This is a genomic window from Erythrobacter donghaensis (assembly GCF_002155425.1).
Lineage (GTDB): Bacteria > Pseudomonadota > Alphaproteobacteria > Sphingomonadales > Sphingomonadaceae > Erythrobacter > Erythrobacter donghaensis.
Window position 1 is genome coordinate 38,845 of sequence record NZ_MUYG01000005.1, and the last position, 14,068, is coordinate 52,912.

General features: G+C 63.8%; 13 protein-coding genes. 9 read left to right on the forward strand and 4 right to left on the reverse strand.

From position 1 onward, the window contains the following. Positions 1–58: 58 nt before the first annotated feature. Both BZF59_RS00715 and BZF59_RS00720 read left to right on the forward strand, forming a co-directional pair. Entirely contained in the window at positions 59–706 is a 648-nt protein-coding gene (locus BZF59_RS00715) for a hypothetical protein (RefSeq protein ID WP_086606332.1), read from the forward strand. Positions 707–718: 12 nt separating this feature from the next. After that, complete coding sequence (locus tag BZF59_RS00720; RefSeq protein WP_086606333.1) at positions 719–1,948, forward strand: methyl-accepting chemotaxis protein; 1,230 nt, start codon at positions 719–721, stop codon at positions 1,946–1,948. Positions 1,949–1,960: 12 nt separating this feature from the next. Here the strand turns inward: BZF59_RS00720 and BZF59_RS00725 are convergent, their stop codons facing one another. Further along, positions 1,961–2,716, reverse strand: coding sequence for an SDR family NAD(P)-dependent oxidoreductase (locus BZF59_RS00725; RefSeq protein ID WP_086606334.1), 756 nt, complete (start codon positions 2,714–2,716; stop codon positions 1,961–1,963). 125 nt (positions 2,717–2,841) lie between these two features. Continuing rightward, on the reverse strand, positions 2,842–4,269 hold the full coding sequence (locus BZF59_RS00730) for an aromatic ring-hydroxylating oxygenase subunit alpha (RefSeq protein WP_086606335.1): 1,428 nt from the start codon (positions 4,267–4,269) through the stop codon (positions 2,842–2,844). Positions 4,270–4,394: 125 nt separating this feature from the next. Between BZF59_RS00730 and BZF59_RS00735 the strand changes: the two genes are divergently transcribed. Then, positions 4,395–4,931 carry a VOC family protein gene (locus tag BZF59_RS00735; RefSeq protein WP_086606336.1) on the forward strand — a complete coding sequence of 179 codons (537 nt, stop codon included), beginning with the start codon at positions 4,395–4,397 and terminating at the stop codon, positions 4,929–4,931. A 114-nt stretch (positions 4,932–5,045) separates the two neighbouring features. Here the strand turns inward: BZF59_RS00735 and BZF59_RS00740 are convergent, their stop codons facing one another. Continuing rightward, positions 5,046–5,855: a helix-turn-helix transcriptional regulator gene (locus BZF59_RS00740; RefSeq protein ID WP_086606337.1), complete on the reverse strand. Its 810-nt coding sequence runs from the start codon at positions 5,853–5,855 to the stop codon at positions 5,046–5,048. Positions 5,856–5,996: 141 nt separating this feature from the next. On the opposite strand from BZF59_RS00740, the gene BZF59_RS00745 reads away from it, so the two are divergent. Beyond that, a complete protein-coding gene (locus BZF59_RS00745) occupies positions 5,997–7,625 on the forward strand; it encodes an AMP-binding protein (protein WP_158094227.1) in 1,629 nt (542 codons plus the stop codon). Here BZF59_RS00745 and BZF59_RS00750 read toward each other — a convergent pair. Next, positions 7,615–8,574 carry a PAS domain-containing protein gene (locus BZF59_RS00750; protein WP_086606339.1) on the reverse strand — a complete coding sequence of 320 codons (960 nt, stop codon included), beginning with the start codon at positions 8,572–8,574 and terminating at the stop codon, positions 7,615–7,617. The genes BZF59_RS00745 and BZF59_RS00750 overlap by 11 nt on opposite strands. Before the next feature lie 578 nt (positions 8,575–9,152). Between BZF59_RS00750 and BZF59_RS00755 the strand changes: the two genes are divergently transcribed. The 5 genes from BZF59_RS00755 to BZF59_RS15940 all read left to right on the forward strand — a co-directional run bounded on the left by BZF59_RS00755 (position 9,153) and on the right by BZF59_RS15940 (position 13,929). Then, positions 9,153–11,180 carry a ribonucleoside-diphosphate reductase subunit alpha gene (locus tag BZF59_RS00755; protein WP_086606340.1) on the forward strand — a complete coding sequence of 676 codons (2,028 nt, stop codon included), beginning with the start codon at positions 9,153–9,155 and terminating at the stop codon, positions 11,178–11,180. Positions 11,181–11,250: 70 nt separating this feature from the next. Continuing rightward, positions 11,251–11,442, forward strand: coding sequence for a hypothetical protein (locus BZF59_RS00760; protein ID WP_086606341.1), 192 nt, complete (start codon positions 11,251–11,253; stop codon positions 11,440–11,442). Between the two features lie 67 nt (positions 11,443–11,509). Continuing rightward, positions 11,510–12,559: a ribonucleotide-diphosphate reductase subunit beta gene (locus BZF59_RS00765; RefSeq protein ID WP_086606342.1), complete on the forward strand. Its 1,050-nt coding sequence runs from the start codon at positions 11,510–11,512 to the stop codon at positions 12,557–12,559. A gap of 3 nt (positions 12,560–12,562) precedes the next feature. Then, the gene (locus BZF59_RS00770) at positions 12,563–13,186 is read left to right on the forward strand and encodes a DUF4145 domain-containing protein (protein ID WP_211277327.1); all 624 of its coding nucleotides are present in this window, start codon (positions 12,563–12,565) and stop codon (positions 13,184–13,186) included. Positions 13,187–13,191: 5 nt separating this feature from the next. Further along, complete coding sequence (locus BZF59_RS15940) at positions 13,192–13,929, forward strand: DUF3800 domain-containing protein (protein WP_143738045.1); 738 nt, start codon at positions 13,192–13,194, stop codon at positions 13,927–13,929. Positions 13,930–14,068: the final 139 nt, after the last annotated feature.

Sequence of the window (14,068 nt, forward strand, 5' to 3'; positions counted from 1 at the left end):
CACATCTGCCAGTATTGCGCGGCATCCTTCCGGCTTTTCCGGTCTGGAAGGCTCACGCGTGCTGATCAAGCGACAGGTAGAACTCGGTAGCCGCATCATCATGGTGCTGATCGTGCTGGCGGTGGCGGTCACGGGCGTGACCATCGCACTGGTGCGCTTCGGCGGACCGATGACGCAGGAGAACACCCTGCAGGACGTGCTGCTCGCGGACATCCTCCCGCCGCCTGCCTACAGCGTCGAGCCGTTCCTGCTGACATCGCTGATGGCGGCCAACCCGGGACGCGTGCCTGAGCACATGGAGCGGCTGGACGTGACGCGCGAGGAGTTCCGCCAGCGGCAGGCCTATTGGGCCGAGACCCCGGTGCCCGAAGAGCTTCAGGCGCAGGTCGATGCCACCATCGCTTCGGCCGATGCCTTCTGGCAGGTGCTCGACAGCCGTTTCCTCCCGGCCGCGCGCGCAGGCGATGCGGCGCGGATGCGCGCGGTGCACGACGGCGATCTGGCGCGCGCTTACGAGGCGCAGCATGGCCATGTGCTCAAGCTGGTCGCAATGTCCAACGCCTACCGCGCCGACATGGTGGCGCGCAACAATGCGATCACCGCGGCGCTGGTGGTGCTGGCGGGTGTGCTGGTGCTGGCCTTGGCGGCGGGGGTGATCACCGCCGCACGCCGGATCCGCGACCGCGCGATCGAGCCGATGGCGTAACTCTCCACCGCGATGGAGACGATGGCGGCGGGCGATCTCCATGTCCCGGTCGCCGGGCTGGGCCGGTCCGACGAGATCGGCGCGATGGCGAGCGCGCTCGAAGCCTTCCGCGCCGCCGCGGTCGCCAGCCGCGCCGCCGAGCGCGATCAGCGCGCAATCGTGCAGTCGCTGAGCGATGCGCTGACGGCGCTGGCGCACAAGAACCTCGAATATCGCTGCAGGGAAGACTCCCCGGCGGGCTATGAGGTGCTGCGCGAAGATTTCAACACCGCGCTCGAAGCGCTGTGCGATGCCATTGCCCGGGTGCGGCTGGGATCGACCGGCGTCGAGCGCTCGATCGCCGAGATCCGCGCCGCGACCGAGGATCTGGCCTCGCGCAACGAAGTCCAGGCCTCGCGCAACGAAGTCCAGGCCTCGCGCAACGAAGTCCAGGCCTCGCGCAACGAAGTCCAGGCCTCGCGCAACGAAGTCCAGGCCTCGCGCCTTGCCGAGACCGCGCAGGCGCTGTCGGCGGTGACCGGCGCGATCGGGCATATCTCGCAGAATGCACAGACGATGCATTCCGCGATGGCCGAAGCCACCAGCCGCGCGCGCGACGGGCATGAGGTGGTGCAGCGCACGGTTGCGGCGATGACCGCGATCGCGCGCACCTCGCAGGAGATCGCGACGGTGATCGAGGTGATCGATTCGATCGCCTTCCAGACCAACCTGCTCGCCCTTAACGCCGGGGTCGAGGCCGCGCGCGCGGGCGAGGCGGGCAAGGGCTTTGCCGTGGTCGCGACCGAAGTGCGCGGGCTGGCGCAGCGCTCTGCCGAGGCGGCCGAGCAGATCCGCAAGCTGATCTCGGACAGCGGTGCAGAGGTTGCCGAAGGCGTGCGGCTGGACGGCGAAAGCGGCACGACGCTGAGCCAGATGGTCTCCAGCGTCGACAGCATCGGCGGGCTGATCGCCGCGATCTCTCACTCGGCGCAGAGCCAGTCGCAGCGGCTGAGCGAGGTCGATCATGCGGTGGCGGCGATGGACCGGATGACGCAGGCCAATGCCGCGATGGTCGAGGAATGTTCGGCCTCGACCCGTTCGCTGGCGGACGAAGCACGGGCGCTGATTGCCGAAGTCACTGCCTTCCAGACCCGCGGACGCGATCGGTTGGCCGATCATGCGCTTGGCAAGAGCTTGCGGCGTGACAGTCTGGCTGCCGAGGTGGCCCTGCCCACCGGCAAGGCGATGGCCCGCGCGGCGTAAGGCTGGGGGGCGCTACAGCGTCTGCCCGTCGTCCAGCACGAAGTCCGTGCCCGTCACGAATTCGGCGGCGTCGGAACACAGGAACAGGATCATCGCGTCGAGCCCCTCCTCGCCCATCAACCGGCGCTTGGGGAACTTCGCGATCTGCTTTTGCCCGCCCTCGGTGTCGAACCAGGCATCGTTGATCGCGGTGCGGATGTAGCCGGGGGAGACGGTGTTGACGTTGATCCCTGCGCGCGCCCATTCGCGCGCCATGGTGCGCCCCGCCTGCACCACGCCCGCCTTGCTGGCGGCATAGGCGACGAGGCCGGGGGAAGGCTCAAAGGCGGTGATCGAGGCGATCAGGACGATCCGGCCCTTGGTGACGCCATGGGCCATCATCCGCTTCGCCCCCTCGCGTGCGGTCAGGATCGCGCCCTTGAGATTAATGGCGAGGGTATGCTCGATTGCGTCTTCCGAGATGGTCGTGGCCATCCCTGCGCCGTCCACCCCGGCATTGGCAATGACGGTATCGACCGGGCCGCCGAACGCGGCCTCGGCGGCGTCGAACCCGGCGATGATGTCGGCCTCGCGCGCGACGTCCATCGTGACGGCAGCGGCGGCAGGGCCGATCTCGTCCGCGAGCGCCGCCAGCCGGTCGGCCCGCCGCGCGCCCAGCGCGACCCTCGCCCCGCTCGCCGCAAGGATGCGCCCGAAGCGAGTGCCAAGGCCCGAGGACGCCCCGGTGACAAGCGCGGTGCGGCCGGTAAGGTCGAAGGAGAAGGTCATACCTGTTTCAAAGTCTCGTCATTGCGAGCCGCAGGCGAAGCAATCCATGCACGGACTGACGCTTTTGGCGCGAGGGTGACCCATGGATTGCCGCGTCGCTTCGCTCCTCGCAATGACGAAGGGCGTTAAGGGGCTGCAGGCAGCTCCCCGTTCACATATTTCATCAGCGTGGTCTGGAAATGCCGCACGCGGCTGTCCTGATAGTGGCCGAGCTCCATCAGCCCGTCCTTCATCGCCTTCATGCCCTCCTGCACGTAAGGCAGATTCGCCATGTCCTGATCGAAGACGTTGGCAAGCTGCGGCCCCATGATGTCGTTGGCCCAGGCGAAGGGCTCATCGTCGGGGATATAGGTCATCGCGACCGCGCGCGGGCGCTCCTCGCCCTTGGGGGTTGGGAACAGTAGGCGGATTTCCATGATGCACCAGTCAGGCGTGTCGCCGGGCAGCCAGCGGTACACCAGCGTCGGCAGAAACCCGATCCAAGGCGCGAAGTTGGGGAAGATGTTGTAGGTGAAGTTGTCGAGGATCTCGGTGTCGGCGGCGTCCGAATAGTCGTAGCCATATTGCTCGGTGAACCCTTGCCGCCCCGCCTCGGCGAGCACCTTGCGCGCGGCGAGCGGATCGTCGGGATCATAGCCCTCCGCTGCGCCGCTCGAGGCGTTGAAGCGCCGGTTGGTGGACGCGTCCGCACCGCCCGAGAACTCGTTCATCTTCTCGAGCACGTAGTCCGAATTCTTGCCCTTTACGTGCGGGGAGAGCACCCCCGAAGGCGTGATCGCGCGGTTGAAGTGATCGCCGATCAGATCGTAGCGCGTGTTGGCATCGCCGAGAAAGGCGAGCAGTTGCGGGTGGGTGGTGATCGAGTGCCAGGCCTCCATGAAGGCCTCGGCTGTCGCCTTCCAGTTGGCCGGGATCTTCTTCTGCACCCACATGCCGGTGTAGCGATTGGCGAAATCGTAGCGCTCGTAATGCGAAGCCGCCGGGCCGAGCCACGCCTTGAAGTCCGGCAGATCGTGGTTCTCGGTCAGCATCACGAAGCCCTGCCACAGCTCGACGCGCGCCTGCGGCAGGTCCATGTCCTTGCCTTCCAGATGCTTGAAGTCCCACGCGCAGGGAATCTCCTTGAGGCTCCCGTCATTGCGCCACGTGAAGCCGTGGAACGGGCAGCGCAATTGCACCGAAGACCCGCTCTCGGTGCGCAGCTTGCGGCCGCGGTGGAGGCAGGCGTTGTAGAAGGCTTTCACCCCGCCATCCTTCTGGCGGATCAGCAGGAAGCTCTTGCCGGCGATGTCGAACACCACCGTGTCGCCCGGATCGGGCATCTCGTCCTCGCGCGCAGCGAAGAGCCAGACGTTGGGCCACATCTTTTCGCGTTCGAGGGCAGCGAATTCCTTCGAGATGTAGGGCGCGACCGGCAGGGGATCGTCGCCCATTGCGATATGCGATTCTTCGAAGAGATAGTCCGGCGCGCGGCGGGTGTCGCCGTTGAGCATGTCGGTGTAGCTGATGCCGGGGCAGCGGTCAGCGCGGGCAATGTCCTTGATCTCGTTCATCGGCCTGATGCGTCCTCTTGCGGGGGGTGGCCCCCGTCCCTCGTCCTCGCACTTTGTGCAGTGTCGTGAGGGGAGAATATCACACAGGTTCGGAGGCGGGGCACACTATCGGATTGGAGAGGAACATGGGCCTTCCGGGCAAAATCGCGTCGCTGGGCGAGGTGATGCAGCTGGCCTTCGTGCCCGAGGATTTCGACGCGGCGGTGCGGCACTGGACCGAGGTCATGGGGGTGGGGCCGTTCTTCCTGATCGAGGGCATCCACTTGGACGGCATGAAATATCGCGGCACGCCGACCGAGGCGGTGTTCGACCTCGCGCTCGCCTATTGGGGCGAGATGCAGATCGAACTGATCCGCCCGCGCGACGATCACCCTTCGATCTACACCGGCGAATATGGGGCGACCGGCAACGGGCTGCACCATGTGTGCCTGCTGGTCGACGACATCGCCGAGGCCCGCCGGGTATGCGCCGAGGCGGGCGCGGAAGTGGTGATCGAGGGGACGTTCGGCACGAGCGAGGTGATCTATGTCGATGCAGGCGGCGGGCCGGGGACACTGGTGGAGATTCTGCAACAGGCCAAGGACGGGCCGGATTTGTTCGGGATGATCAAGGCGGCGGGTGTGGGCTGGGATGGCAGCGAGCCGTTGAGGCGGTTGGGGTAGCGGCTATTCTCCACCCCGCCCCGGGCTTGACCCGGGGCCCCGCTTCCTTGCCGATCGAGCGGGTCGCCTGAAAAGGGAGCGGGGCCCCGGGTCAAGCCCGGGGCGGGGAAGAGGTCAATCGCTCGCCCCCAGATACCCCAGCTGCCCCGCCTTGAAGATCGTCTGCGCGCGGTTCACGCTGTCCAGCTTCTCGCCCGCGCGGTGGATGTGGTAGCGGATCGTGGCGTGTGACCGGTTGAGGATCATGCTGATCTCCTTGTCGGTCTTGCCGATCGCCGCCCAGCGCAGGCATTCGACCTCGCGCTTGGAGAGCACGCAGTCCGACGGGATGCGCCGCTTTGTCCGGTGCGCCTGCACATAGCCCGCGACGAAGCACCGCGTGACCATCGCGAACAGCGCGCCATATTCGGCGAATTCGGCCGAGAGATCTTCCTTGTCGCGATCCATCGAGATGAAGCTGCTCGCGGAAATCTGGCCGAAGGGCAGGTGCACCGGGATCACGATCGCCGCCTTGCACAGCGCCCGGCGCTCGAAATCGTTCATGTCGATCTCGGCGAGGTAGTGGTTGCGCCAGCGGGTGTTGAAGCCGTGGCGGTTGACCCAGAAGGGCTCGCTTTCATAGCGGCAGGCGCGCGGCAGCGGGGAGTGGAGTGCCAGCCGGTGATCCTCCCACCAGCGCGCGCCGTCATCCAGCCAGCGGAAGATATCGGCGTTGAGGATCGTGCCGTCGGCATCGACCATCGGTTCTTTGGAGGAAATGTCGTCGCAGACCGCGATCTGCATCCCGCGCTCCTGCGCGATCCGGGCGAGGTTGACCGCGGCATCGTGGATGTCCTCAAGGCAGGTGATCGTCACCTGCTCCAGCAGGCGTTCCAGCGTTTCGCGGCCCTGCGGCGTGCGCAGTTCGACAACATTTGCAGCCATGATCCGGTCAGCTCCTCTCCAGCCCCGTCCGTGCGCCCCGATTCGCGAGACTAATCCCGTTTTGCGGATTGTCCTCATCATTTACGTAGGGGAAGCGAGCGCGCGGCGGGGCTAGCGAAAATGATGAGGAGGCGATTGGTGATGGCGTTTGCAGGTGCGAATTTCGGGATGGTGCTGAAGGCGCTGGCGGCGGCGATCCCGGCGGATCGCCCGGCGCTGGTGCATGGGGAGCGGGTGATTGGCTGGGGCGAATTCGACGCCGTCACCGACCGGATCGCCGCCGGATTGCGCGCGCGGGGGCTAAAGCGGGGGGATATCGCCGGGCAGATGCTCCGCAACACGCCCGAATATCTGCTCGCCTGGTTCGGCTGCGTGAAGGCGGGGGTGGTGCCGGTCAATGTGAACTACCACTACAAGAGCCGCGAGCTGGCGGACATTTTCAGCCGCTTCGGGTTGAAGGCGCTGTTCACCGAGAGTGATTTCGCCGATCTCGCCCGCACCGCGATGCCCCGGGGCACGCTGGTGGTGGATGTCGGCGGCGCGGACTGGACAGCGCTGTGCGACACGCCGCTGCCCGCCGGGTTCGCGGTGCACGACGATCCGGAGGCGCTGTTCCTCACCGCCACGGGTGGCACCACCGGGATGCCCAAGGCGGTGATGTGGCCGATGGATCAGGCTTGGGGCGCCTTCAACATCGGCGTCTGGCAGCGCCCGCCGGGCACGCCGCCGCTGATCGCCGGGAGCCTCGCGGAACAGGTGGCCGAGGCTGTCCGCATCGGCCCCGATCACCCCGCCAGCACCTCGCCGCTGCTGCTGCTCTCGCCGCTGATGCATGGGGCGGGGCAGTTCACTGCGGTGATCCACTTGCTCAAGGGCGGCACGCTGGCGCTGCTCCCCGCGCCCAAGTTCGACGCCGATCTGGCGCTCGACGAGGCGGCGCGGCTGGGCGCACGGGGGATGTTCATCGTCGGCGACGCCTTCGCCCTGCCGCTCGCCGACCGCTTGGACGTGCGCGGCGATGGGGCTGAGGTGCTGGCGAGCCTGCGCCAGCTGGTGTCATCGGGCGCGGTGTTCTCGCCTGCGGTGAAGGCGCGGCTAATCGCGCACGCGCCTCATCTGACGATCGTCGACGCGCTGGGGTCGTCGGAAAGCTCGGGCACGGGGGTCGTCATCACCACCGCGCACGGGTCGAGTGGCGGGGGCAAGTTTCAGCCGCTGCCCGGACGCGAGACGAAATTGTTCGACGAGAACCTCAACGAGATTCCGCCCGGCACCGACGGCGTCGGCATCGTCGCGCGCACCGGGCCGCTGCCGCTGGGCTATCTCGGCGAGGACGCGAAGAACGCGGCGACCTTCCCCGTGATCGGCGGCCAGCGCTGGCTGATGACCGGCGACCGCGCGCGCTGGGCGGCGGACGGCACCCTCGAATTCATCGGCCGCGACAGCATGTGCATCAACACCGGCGGCGAGAAGGTCTTCCCCGAGGAGGTCGAGGCGGTGCTGATGGCGCATCCATCGGTGAAGGACGTGCGGGTGGTGAGCCTCCCCGACCCGAGGTTCGGCCGCAAGGTCGTCGCCGTGGTGCAGGGCGAGGCGGAGGTGGATGTGTCCGCGCTCGACACCCATGCTCGCGCGGGGCTGGCAGGCTACAAGATCCCGCGGCTTTATGTGGTGACCGACACGTCGCTCAGGCTCAACAACGGCAAGCCCGACTACAAGACCGCGCAGGCGATTGCGGACGAGGCGGCGAAGGCTGCGGCTACGCCGTGATCGGCAGGCTGGCGACCACCACCGGGCCGTGATCGTGCCAGCTGGTGGTGATCGTTCCGCGGTGCGCTTCGACCGTCATCGCGATCAGATCGAGCCCCTGTCCGCCATCGCGCGAGATGTGGCCGACCGGCTGCACCGAGGTCTCCTCCCATGTCAGCAGCAGCCGCCCCTTGTCCTCGCGCGCCCGCACGGCAACCGCGCCGCCGTGGTTCATCGCGCCGTGCTTGGCCGAGTTCATCGCCAGTTCCCCGATGATCAGCGCCACCGCATCGGCCTGCGCGCGCTCCACCAGCACGGGTTCGACATCGTCCAGCTTGACCGTGCAGCCTGAGGTGTCGAAGGGCTTCACCAGCGCGGGGATCAGCTCGCTGACGTTGCGCGGCACATCGGGCGAGGTGAAGAAGGCCTGCGCCGTGCCCAGCGCCAGCAGCCGCGCGTTCATCTCCTTGGCGAAGGTCTCGTGCTCGCGGTTGCCCATCGCGAAGACGCTGATGAGGCCGCAGACCATCGCATAAGTGTTCTTGAGCCGATGGCGCAGCTCGTCCGCGGCAACTGCGAGCTGGCGGCGCTGAAATTCGGCGTCGGTGACGTCGCGCGAGATGGCGAGATAGCCGATATGTTCGCCTTCGGGCGAGGTAACGCGCGAGACCGAGACGTTCCACCAGCGCGGCGCGCCCTTGGCGGTCGGGCAGAAGGCCTCGAAGCGCACGTTCTCGCCGGTCTGCGCCCGGGCCAGCGCATCCGTCACCAGCGCGCGGTTTTCCTCGGGCCACAGCCCGCTCCATTCGCGGCCATAGACGGCCCCGCTTTCGTCGATCTCCATCGCGCAGATGCCGTTGGAGTTCATCCACAGCACCTGGCCCGCAAGGTCGATCAGCTTCACGCAATCGACGCTCTGGTCGAGAACGTTGGCGAGCGCCTCGGCCGAAATGGTGGCTGTCTTGAGCATGAAAAACGTGTCCTCTCGCTGCCCGCCGAGACCGAAGCGTCTTGCGCCGAAGTCTGCGGGTCAGGAGAGACGGTAACTCGCATCGGTGCAAGCTGTTCCGCAGGTTTCTTGCGCAACAATCATGCCCGTGCCCATGCAAAAGATTCACGGGTGGATTCGAATGATTCAATCACCATATTTTTCTTCACAGATTCAATTTGGGGCTTGCGGGCCGCGCGACTCAAGCTTGGTCCACGCGTCGCGGGCCGCACACGCCTCTGAAGCCGGGCCATCATGGTAACTACGTGCTTAATCGCCCGTTGACGGGAGTCCCGCGGTGATTCATCATCTAGTGGTTCGGCGCTGATCGGACCCCCAAGCCTTGGTGAAACGTCCCCGCCCCGTGAGAGGGCAGAGGAAGGACGATTCGCTCCGGCACGGGGGACCGGCACCAGTATCGAACGGGATCAACCGATGCGACAACGGGGCCGGTAAGGGCGCACCCTGTTGGCAAGTCTGTGGACCAAGCGGTATAGAACAGAATCGGAACATGGCCCCTTGTGTCATGGTGCCGATTCGGGGGACAACAGGGGCTTCAGATGGATTTCAAGGCGAGCGACAACGTGTCGGACAATGTGACGAATGAACTGGACGCCGGCACGCCTGCCGCGCCCGCCGAAGCGAACAATGAAAAGGCAGTGACCATGAAGACGACCGATGCCGGTTCCGATGTGCTGATCGCCGCAAAGGCGAGCGAAGCGCTCGCCGGCGCGATGGCAGAGGTGGCCAAGGCCGCCGTGCACGACAGCAAGAAGGTCAATGACCGCCGCTTCACGATCGTCACCGATGCGAGCCGCGATGCGCGCCTCACCGATTTCGGCAAGGAAACCCTGACCGATCGCTATCTGCTGCCCGGAGAGACCTATCAGGATCTCTTCGCCCGCGTGGCTGATGCCTACGCGGATGATCAGGACCACGCCCAGCGCCTCTATGACTACATCTCGAACCTGTGGTTCATGCCCGCGACCCCGGTGCTGTCGAACGGCGGCACCGCGCGCGGCCTGCCGATCTCGTGCTATCTGAACTCGGTCGAAGACAGCCTCGAAGGGATCGTCGGCACCTGGAACGAGAACGTGTGGCTCGCCTCCAAGGGCGGCGGGATCGGCACCTATTGGGGCAATGTCCGCGGGATCGGAGAGCCGGTCGGCCTCAACGGCAAGACCTCGGGCATCATCCCGTTCGTGCGCGTGATGGACTCGCTGACGCTGGCGATCTCGCAGGGGAGCCTGCGCCGTGGTTCGGCCGCGTGCTATCTCGACATCAGCCACCCGGAGATCGAGGAGTTCCTCGAAATCCGCAAGCCGAGCGGCGACTTCAACCGCAAGGCGCTCAACCTGCACCACGGCGTGCTGGTCACCGACGAGTTCATGAACGCGGTGCGCGAAGGCGCCGAATTCACCCTGCGCAGCCCCCGCGATGGTTCCGAGCGCGGCAAGGTCGATGCGCGTTCGCTGTTCCAGAAGCTGGTCGAAACCCGCCTTGCCACGGGTGAGCCCTATATCGTCTTCAACGACACCGTGAACCGCATGATGCCCAAGCATCACCGCGATTTGGGCCTCAAGGTTTCGACCTCGAACCTGTGCTCGGAAATCACTCTTCCGACCGGGATCGACCACCTGGGCAATGACCGCACGGCGGTGTGCTGCCTCTCGTCGCTCAACCTCGAAACCTGGGAAGAGTGGAAGGGCGACAAGCAGTTCATCGAGGACGTGATGCGCTTCCTCGACAACGTGCTGCAGGACTATATCGACCGCGCGCCGGACGAGATGGCCCGCGCCAAGTACTCGGCCTCGCGCGAGCGTTCCGTGGGCCTCGGGGTGATGGGCTTCCACTCCTACCTGCAGCAGAAGGGCGTCGCCTTCGAAAGCGCGATGGCCAAGGCGCTGAACCTGCAGATGTTCAAGCTCATCCATTCGAAGGCCTCGGAAGCCTCGATGCTGCTCGCGCAGGAGCGGGGGCCGTGCCCCGACGCCGCCGACATGGGCGCGATGGAGCGGTTCAGCTGCAAGATGGCGATCGCGCCGACCGCGTCGATCTCGATCATCTGCGGCGGGACGAGCGCCTGCATTGAGCCGATCCCGGCCAATATCTACACCCACAAGACCCTGTCGGGCAGCTTCATCGTCAAGAACCCGTACCTCGAAAAGCTGCTCGACAAGAAGTCGAAGAACTCGACCAATGTCTGGAACTCGATCCTTGAGCGGGGCGGCAGCGTCCAGCACCTCGACTTCCTGACGCCGGAGGAGAAGGCGGTCTACAAGACCAGCTTCGAGATCGACCAGCGCTGGCTGCTCGAATTCGCCGCCGACCGCACGCCCTATATCGATCAGGCTCAGTCGCTGAACCTGTTCATCCCGGCCGATGTCGACAAGTGGGACCTGATGATGCTCCACTTCCAGGCGTGGGAGCGCGGCATCAAGTCGCTCTACTACCTGCGCTCCAAGAGCGTGCAGCGCGCGGGCTTCGTCGGCGGGGTGGAGGCGGACAACACTTCCGAACTCGCCAAGATCGAACTCTCCGCCAGCGGCGAGCAGACCGATTACGAGGAATGCCTGAGCTGCCAGTAGGCCGCTTGCCGCGCGCGGGGGTGATCCGCCGCGCGCCGCAAGGCCACTCGGTCACAGGGGAGAGACCATCATGAACTTGCCATTCGCCGTCGCGCTCATCGGCCTTGTCGTCAGCGCCTGGTTTGCCGTCCAGTCGGTGCGCGAGCTGAAGCGCAACAAGCCGGGCCATCTGCGCAACGCCGCGGTGATCCACATCGCGATGATCTCGATGCTGGTGCCCTTCTGCCTGATCGTGATGGCCTATTACTGGCCTTTTGCCTGACACCTGAATCCACCGGCGCCCGCGCGCCGTATGTGCTAAACTGAACCCATCTTAGGAGTATCCGCCCATGTCGCTGCTCGAAGCCCGCTCGACCTACAAGCCGTTCCAGTATCCCTGGGCCTATGATTTCTGGAAGCGCCAGCAGCAGATCCACTGGATGCCGGAAGAAGTGCCGCTGGGCGAGGATTGCCGCGACTGGGCGCAGAAGATCACCGAGAACGAGCGTAACCTGCTCACCCAGATCTTCCGCTTCTTCACCCAGGCCGATGTCGAGGTGCAGAACTGCTATCACGAGAACTACGGCCGGGTGTTCAAGCCCACCGAGGTCAAGATGATGCTCGCCGCCTTCTCCAACATGGAGACGGTGCACATCGCGGCGTACTCGCACCTGCTCGACACCATCGGGATGCCCGAGAGCGAATATTCCGCCTTCCTCGAATATGAGGAAATGAAGGACAAGCACGACTTCCTCAACCAGTTCGGGGTCGAGACCGACGAGGACATCGCCCGCACGCTCGCAGCCTTCGGCGGGTTCACCGAAGGGCTCCAGCTCTTCGCCAGCTTCGCCATGCTGATGAACTTCCCGCGCTTCAACAAGATGAAGGGCATGGGCCAGATCGTCAGCTGGTCGGTGCGCGACGAGAGCCTGCACTGCGAAGGCATCATCAAGCTGTTCCACACCTTCTGCGAGGAACGCCAGTGCCTCACCAAGGCGGTGAAGGAAGACCTGATCGACATCTGCCAGAAGACCGTGCGGCTGGAAGACAACTTCATCGACCTCGCCTTCGAAATGGGCCCGATCAACGGCATGAGCGCCAAGGAGATCAAGCGCTACATCCGCTACATCGCCGACTGGCGCCTGAAGCAGCTCGGCCTCCAGGAAATCTACATGATCGAGGAACACCCCCTGCCGTGGCTCGCGCCGCTGCTCAACGGGGTGGAACACGCCAACTTCTTCGAAACCCGCGCGACGGAATATTCGAAGGGCGCCACGCGCGGCGACTGGAACACCGTGTGGTCGAGCTTCGACAAGCGGCAGAAGGCGAAGGCCGTGAACGAGGATGGTCTTGGCGATGAGGCCGAGGCCGGGCTGTTTGGGGCTGAGGCTGCGGAGTAGGGGATGGCTATATCGGTCCAAAACTGTCCTTATTGCCGAGCGAACTCAGTAGCTTTCTCGGCGGTAAAGGCGTGGAGGATTGAGAACGATCGGCGGGCATTGCTAATTTGTGGTTCTTGCGGAGAGGGCATCGTTCGTGAGTGGTTCGGAAATAGCGACATCGTTCAGATGCAAGGGAACATTGAAAACCTAACAATTATGTTGGGTCGTCAGTGGCCTGAAGCTCCGAACGGGGCTGCGCCAAAAGATACTCCCGAAAATGTGGCTAAGTTCTTTTGCCAAGGCACATCTAGCCTAGAGATTGGCAATTTCGACGCTGCGGGAATGATGTTCAGAAAGAGTTTAGAGACTGCGACAAAGATTCTTGACCCAAATCTTGCAGGAAAACCGTTATTCAAAAGGATCGACAATCTTGCTTCCGCTGGCAAACTGACTGCAGACATGGCCGAATGGGCCCACGAAGTCAGGCTTGGCGGAAACGATGCCGCTCATGAGGATGAGCCGTTTTCCCTCGAAAGCGCCGAAGATTTGAAAAACTTTGTCGAGAATTTTCTGACTTATGCCTTTACGTTGCCTTCTGTTGTGAGGCGGCGCGAGGGTCGTTCTGAGACGACTATTGCGGAGTAAATCATTTGCGCTTCGTATATTTCGATGAATGTAAATACCAAAAGGGCGTTCAGCCTTTTTACTGGCTGGGAGCGATCTCGATCTGCTCGGAAAAGATCGTTGAGGTCGAAACGAAAATGAACGAACTAGCCGAACGCTATTTCGGTACGACAGAGCTATCGAGGCACACCGAATTTCATGCGAAGGACCTTTTTCATCGTAAGAATCATTTTCGTGAGTGGAGGGATACCGCCGCGAGAATCGAATGTTTGGAAAGTCTTGTAGCTATAGCGGGAGACAATGAATTGGTGCGCCGCATCCACGTGAAGATTGATCCGGCGTTGATGATTCGAGAGCATGGGTGGGAAGATGATGCGTTCATGTACTTGGCTGAACGCATCCAGCGCGACGCCGCTCACCTGAAGGACAGGTCAATTTTGATTGGTGACCTCGACGGAGAATTTTCGGAGAAATCTGTCGTAAATTTATCCCGCTACCGATCTGAAGGAACTGATTATCTCTTCGGTGTGAAGATTGATCGCCTTATAGACTCTGTATACTTTATTCCTTCCCATCATAGCAGGCTTCTTCAATTGGCGGATATTTATACATATTGTCTTCAGCTATATTATTCAAGCGAACCCGACAATTATCCAAGAAGAAGGCTCAAAGATTTCATTGCGCAGAAGACCAGCCTGCTTTCAAGTAGTCGCTACAAGCACTGGCCGACCTCGCAGTCATGGCACGCATCGGCTGCAGCGTAGTGGCGCACCAATGATGCGAAGAACGACATGAGCCACACCGAATTCGTCGCTCTTTGCCAGCGGGTGGTGGCGCATCATCAGTCTAACACCCCGTCCCGGGCTTGACCCGGGACCCCGCTCCCTCTCTCACCATCGATGA

What these genes read in the sequence shown, in the direction of transcription:
- BZF59_RS00745 (WP_158094227.1), top strand. Translation starts at nt 5,997, where the DNA reads ATGGCGTTTGCAGGTGCGAATTTCGGGATGGTGCTGAAGGCGCTGGCG.
- BZF59_RS00750 (WP_086606339.1), bottom strand. Translation starts at nt 8,574, where the DNA reads ATGCTCAAGACAGCCACCATTTCGGCCGAGGCGCTCGCCAACGTTCTC.
- BZF59_RS00720 (WP_086606333.1), top strand. Translation starts at nt 719, where the DNA reads ATGGAGACGATGGCGGCGGGCGATCTCCATGTCCCGGTCGCCGGGCTG.
- BZF59_RS00760 (WP_086606341.1), top strand. Translation starts at nt 11,251, where the DNA reads ATGAACTTGCCATTCGCCGTCGCGCTCATCGGCCTTGTCGTCAGCGCC.
- BZF59_RS00735 (WP_086606336.1), top strand. Translation starts at nt 4,395, where the DNA reads ATGGGCCTTCCGGGCAAAATCGCGTCGCTGGGCGAGGTGATGCAGCTG.
- BZF59_RS00725 (WP_086606334.1), bottom strand. Translation starts at nt 2,716, where the DNA reads ATGACCTTCTCCTTCGACCTTACCGGCCGCACCGCGCTTGTCACCGGG.
- BZF59_RS00755 (WP_086606340.1), top strand. Translation starts at nt 9,153, where the DNA reads ATGGATTTCAAGGCGAGCGACAACGTGTCGGACAATGTGACGAATGAA.
- BZF59_RS00740 (WP_086606337.1), bottom strand. Translation starts at nt 5,855, where the DNA reads ATGGCTGCAAATGTTGTCGAACTGCGCACGCCGCAGGGCCGCGAAACG.
- BZF59_RS00765 (WP_086606342.1), top strand. Translation starts at nt 11,510, where the DNA reads ATGTCGCTGCTCGAAGCCCGCTCGACCTACAAGCCGTTCCAGTATCCC.
- BZF59_RS00730 (WP_086606335.1), bottom strand. Translation starts at nt 4,269, where the DNA reads ATGAACGAGATCAAGGACATTGCCCGCGCTGACCGCTGCCCCGGCATC.
- BZF59_RS00770 (WP_211277327.1), top strand. Translation starts at nt 12,563, where the DNA reads ATGGCTATATCGGTCCAAAACTGTCCTTATTGCCGAGCGAACTCAGTA.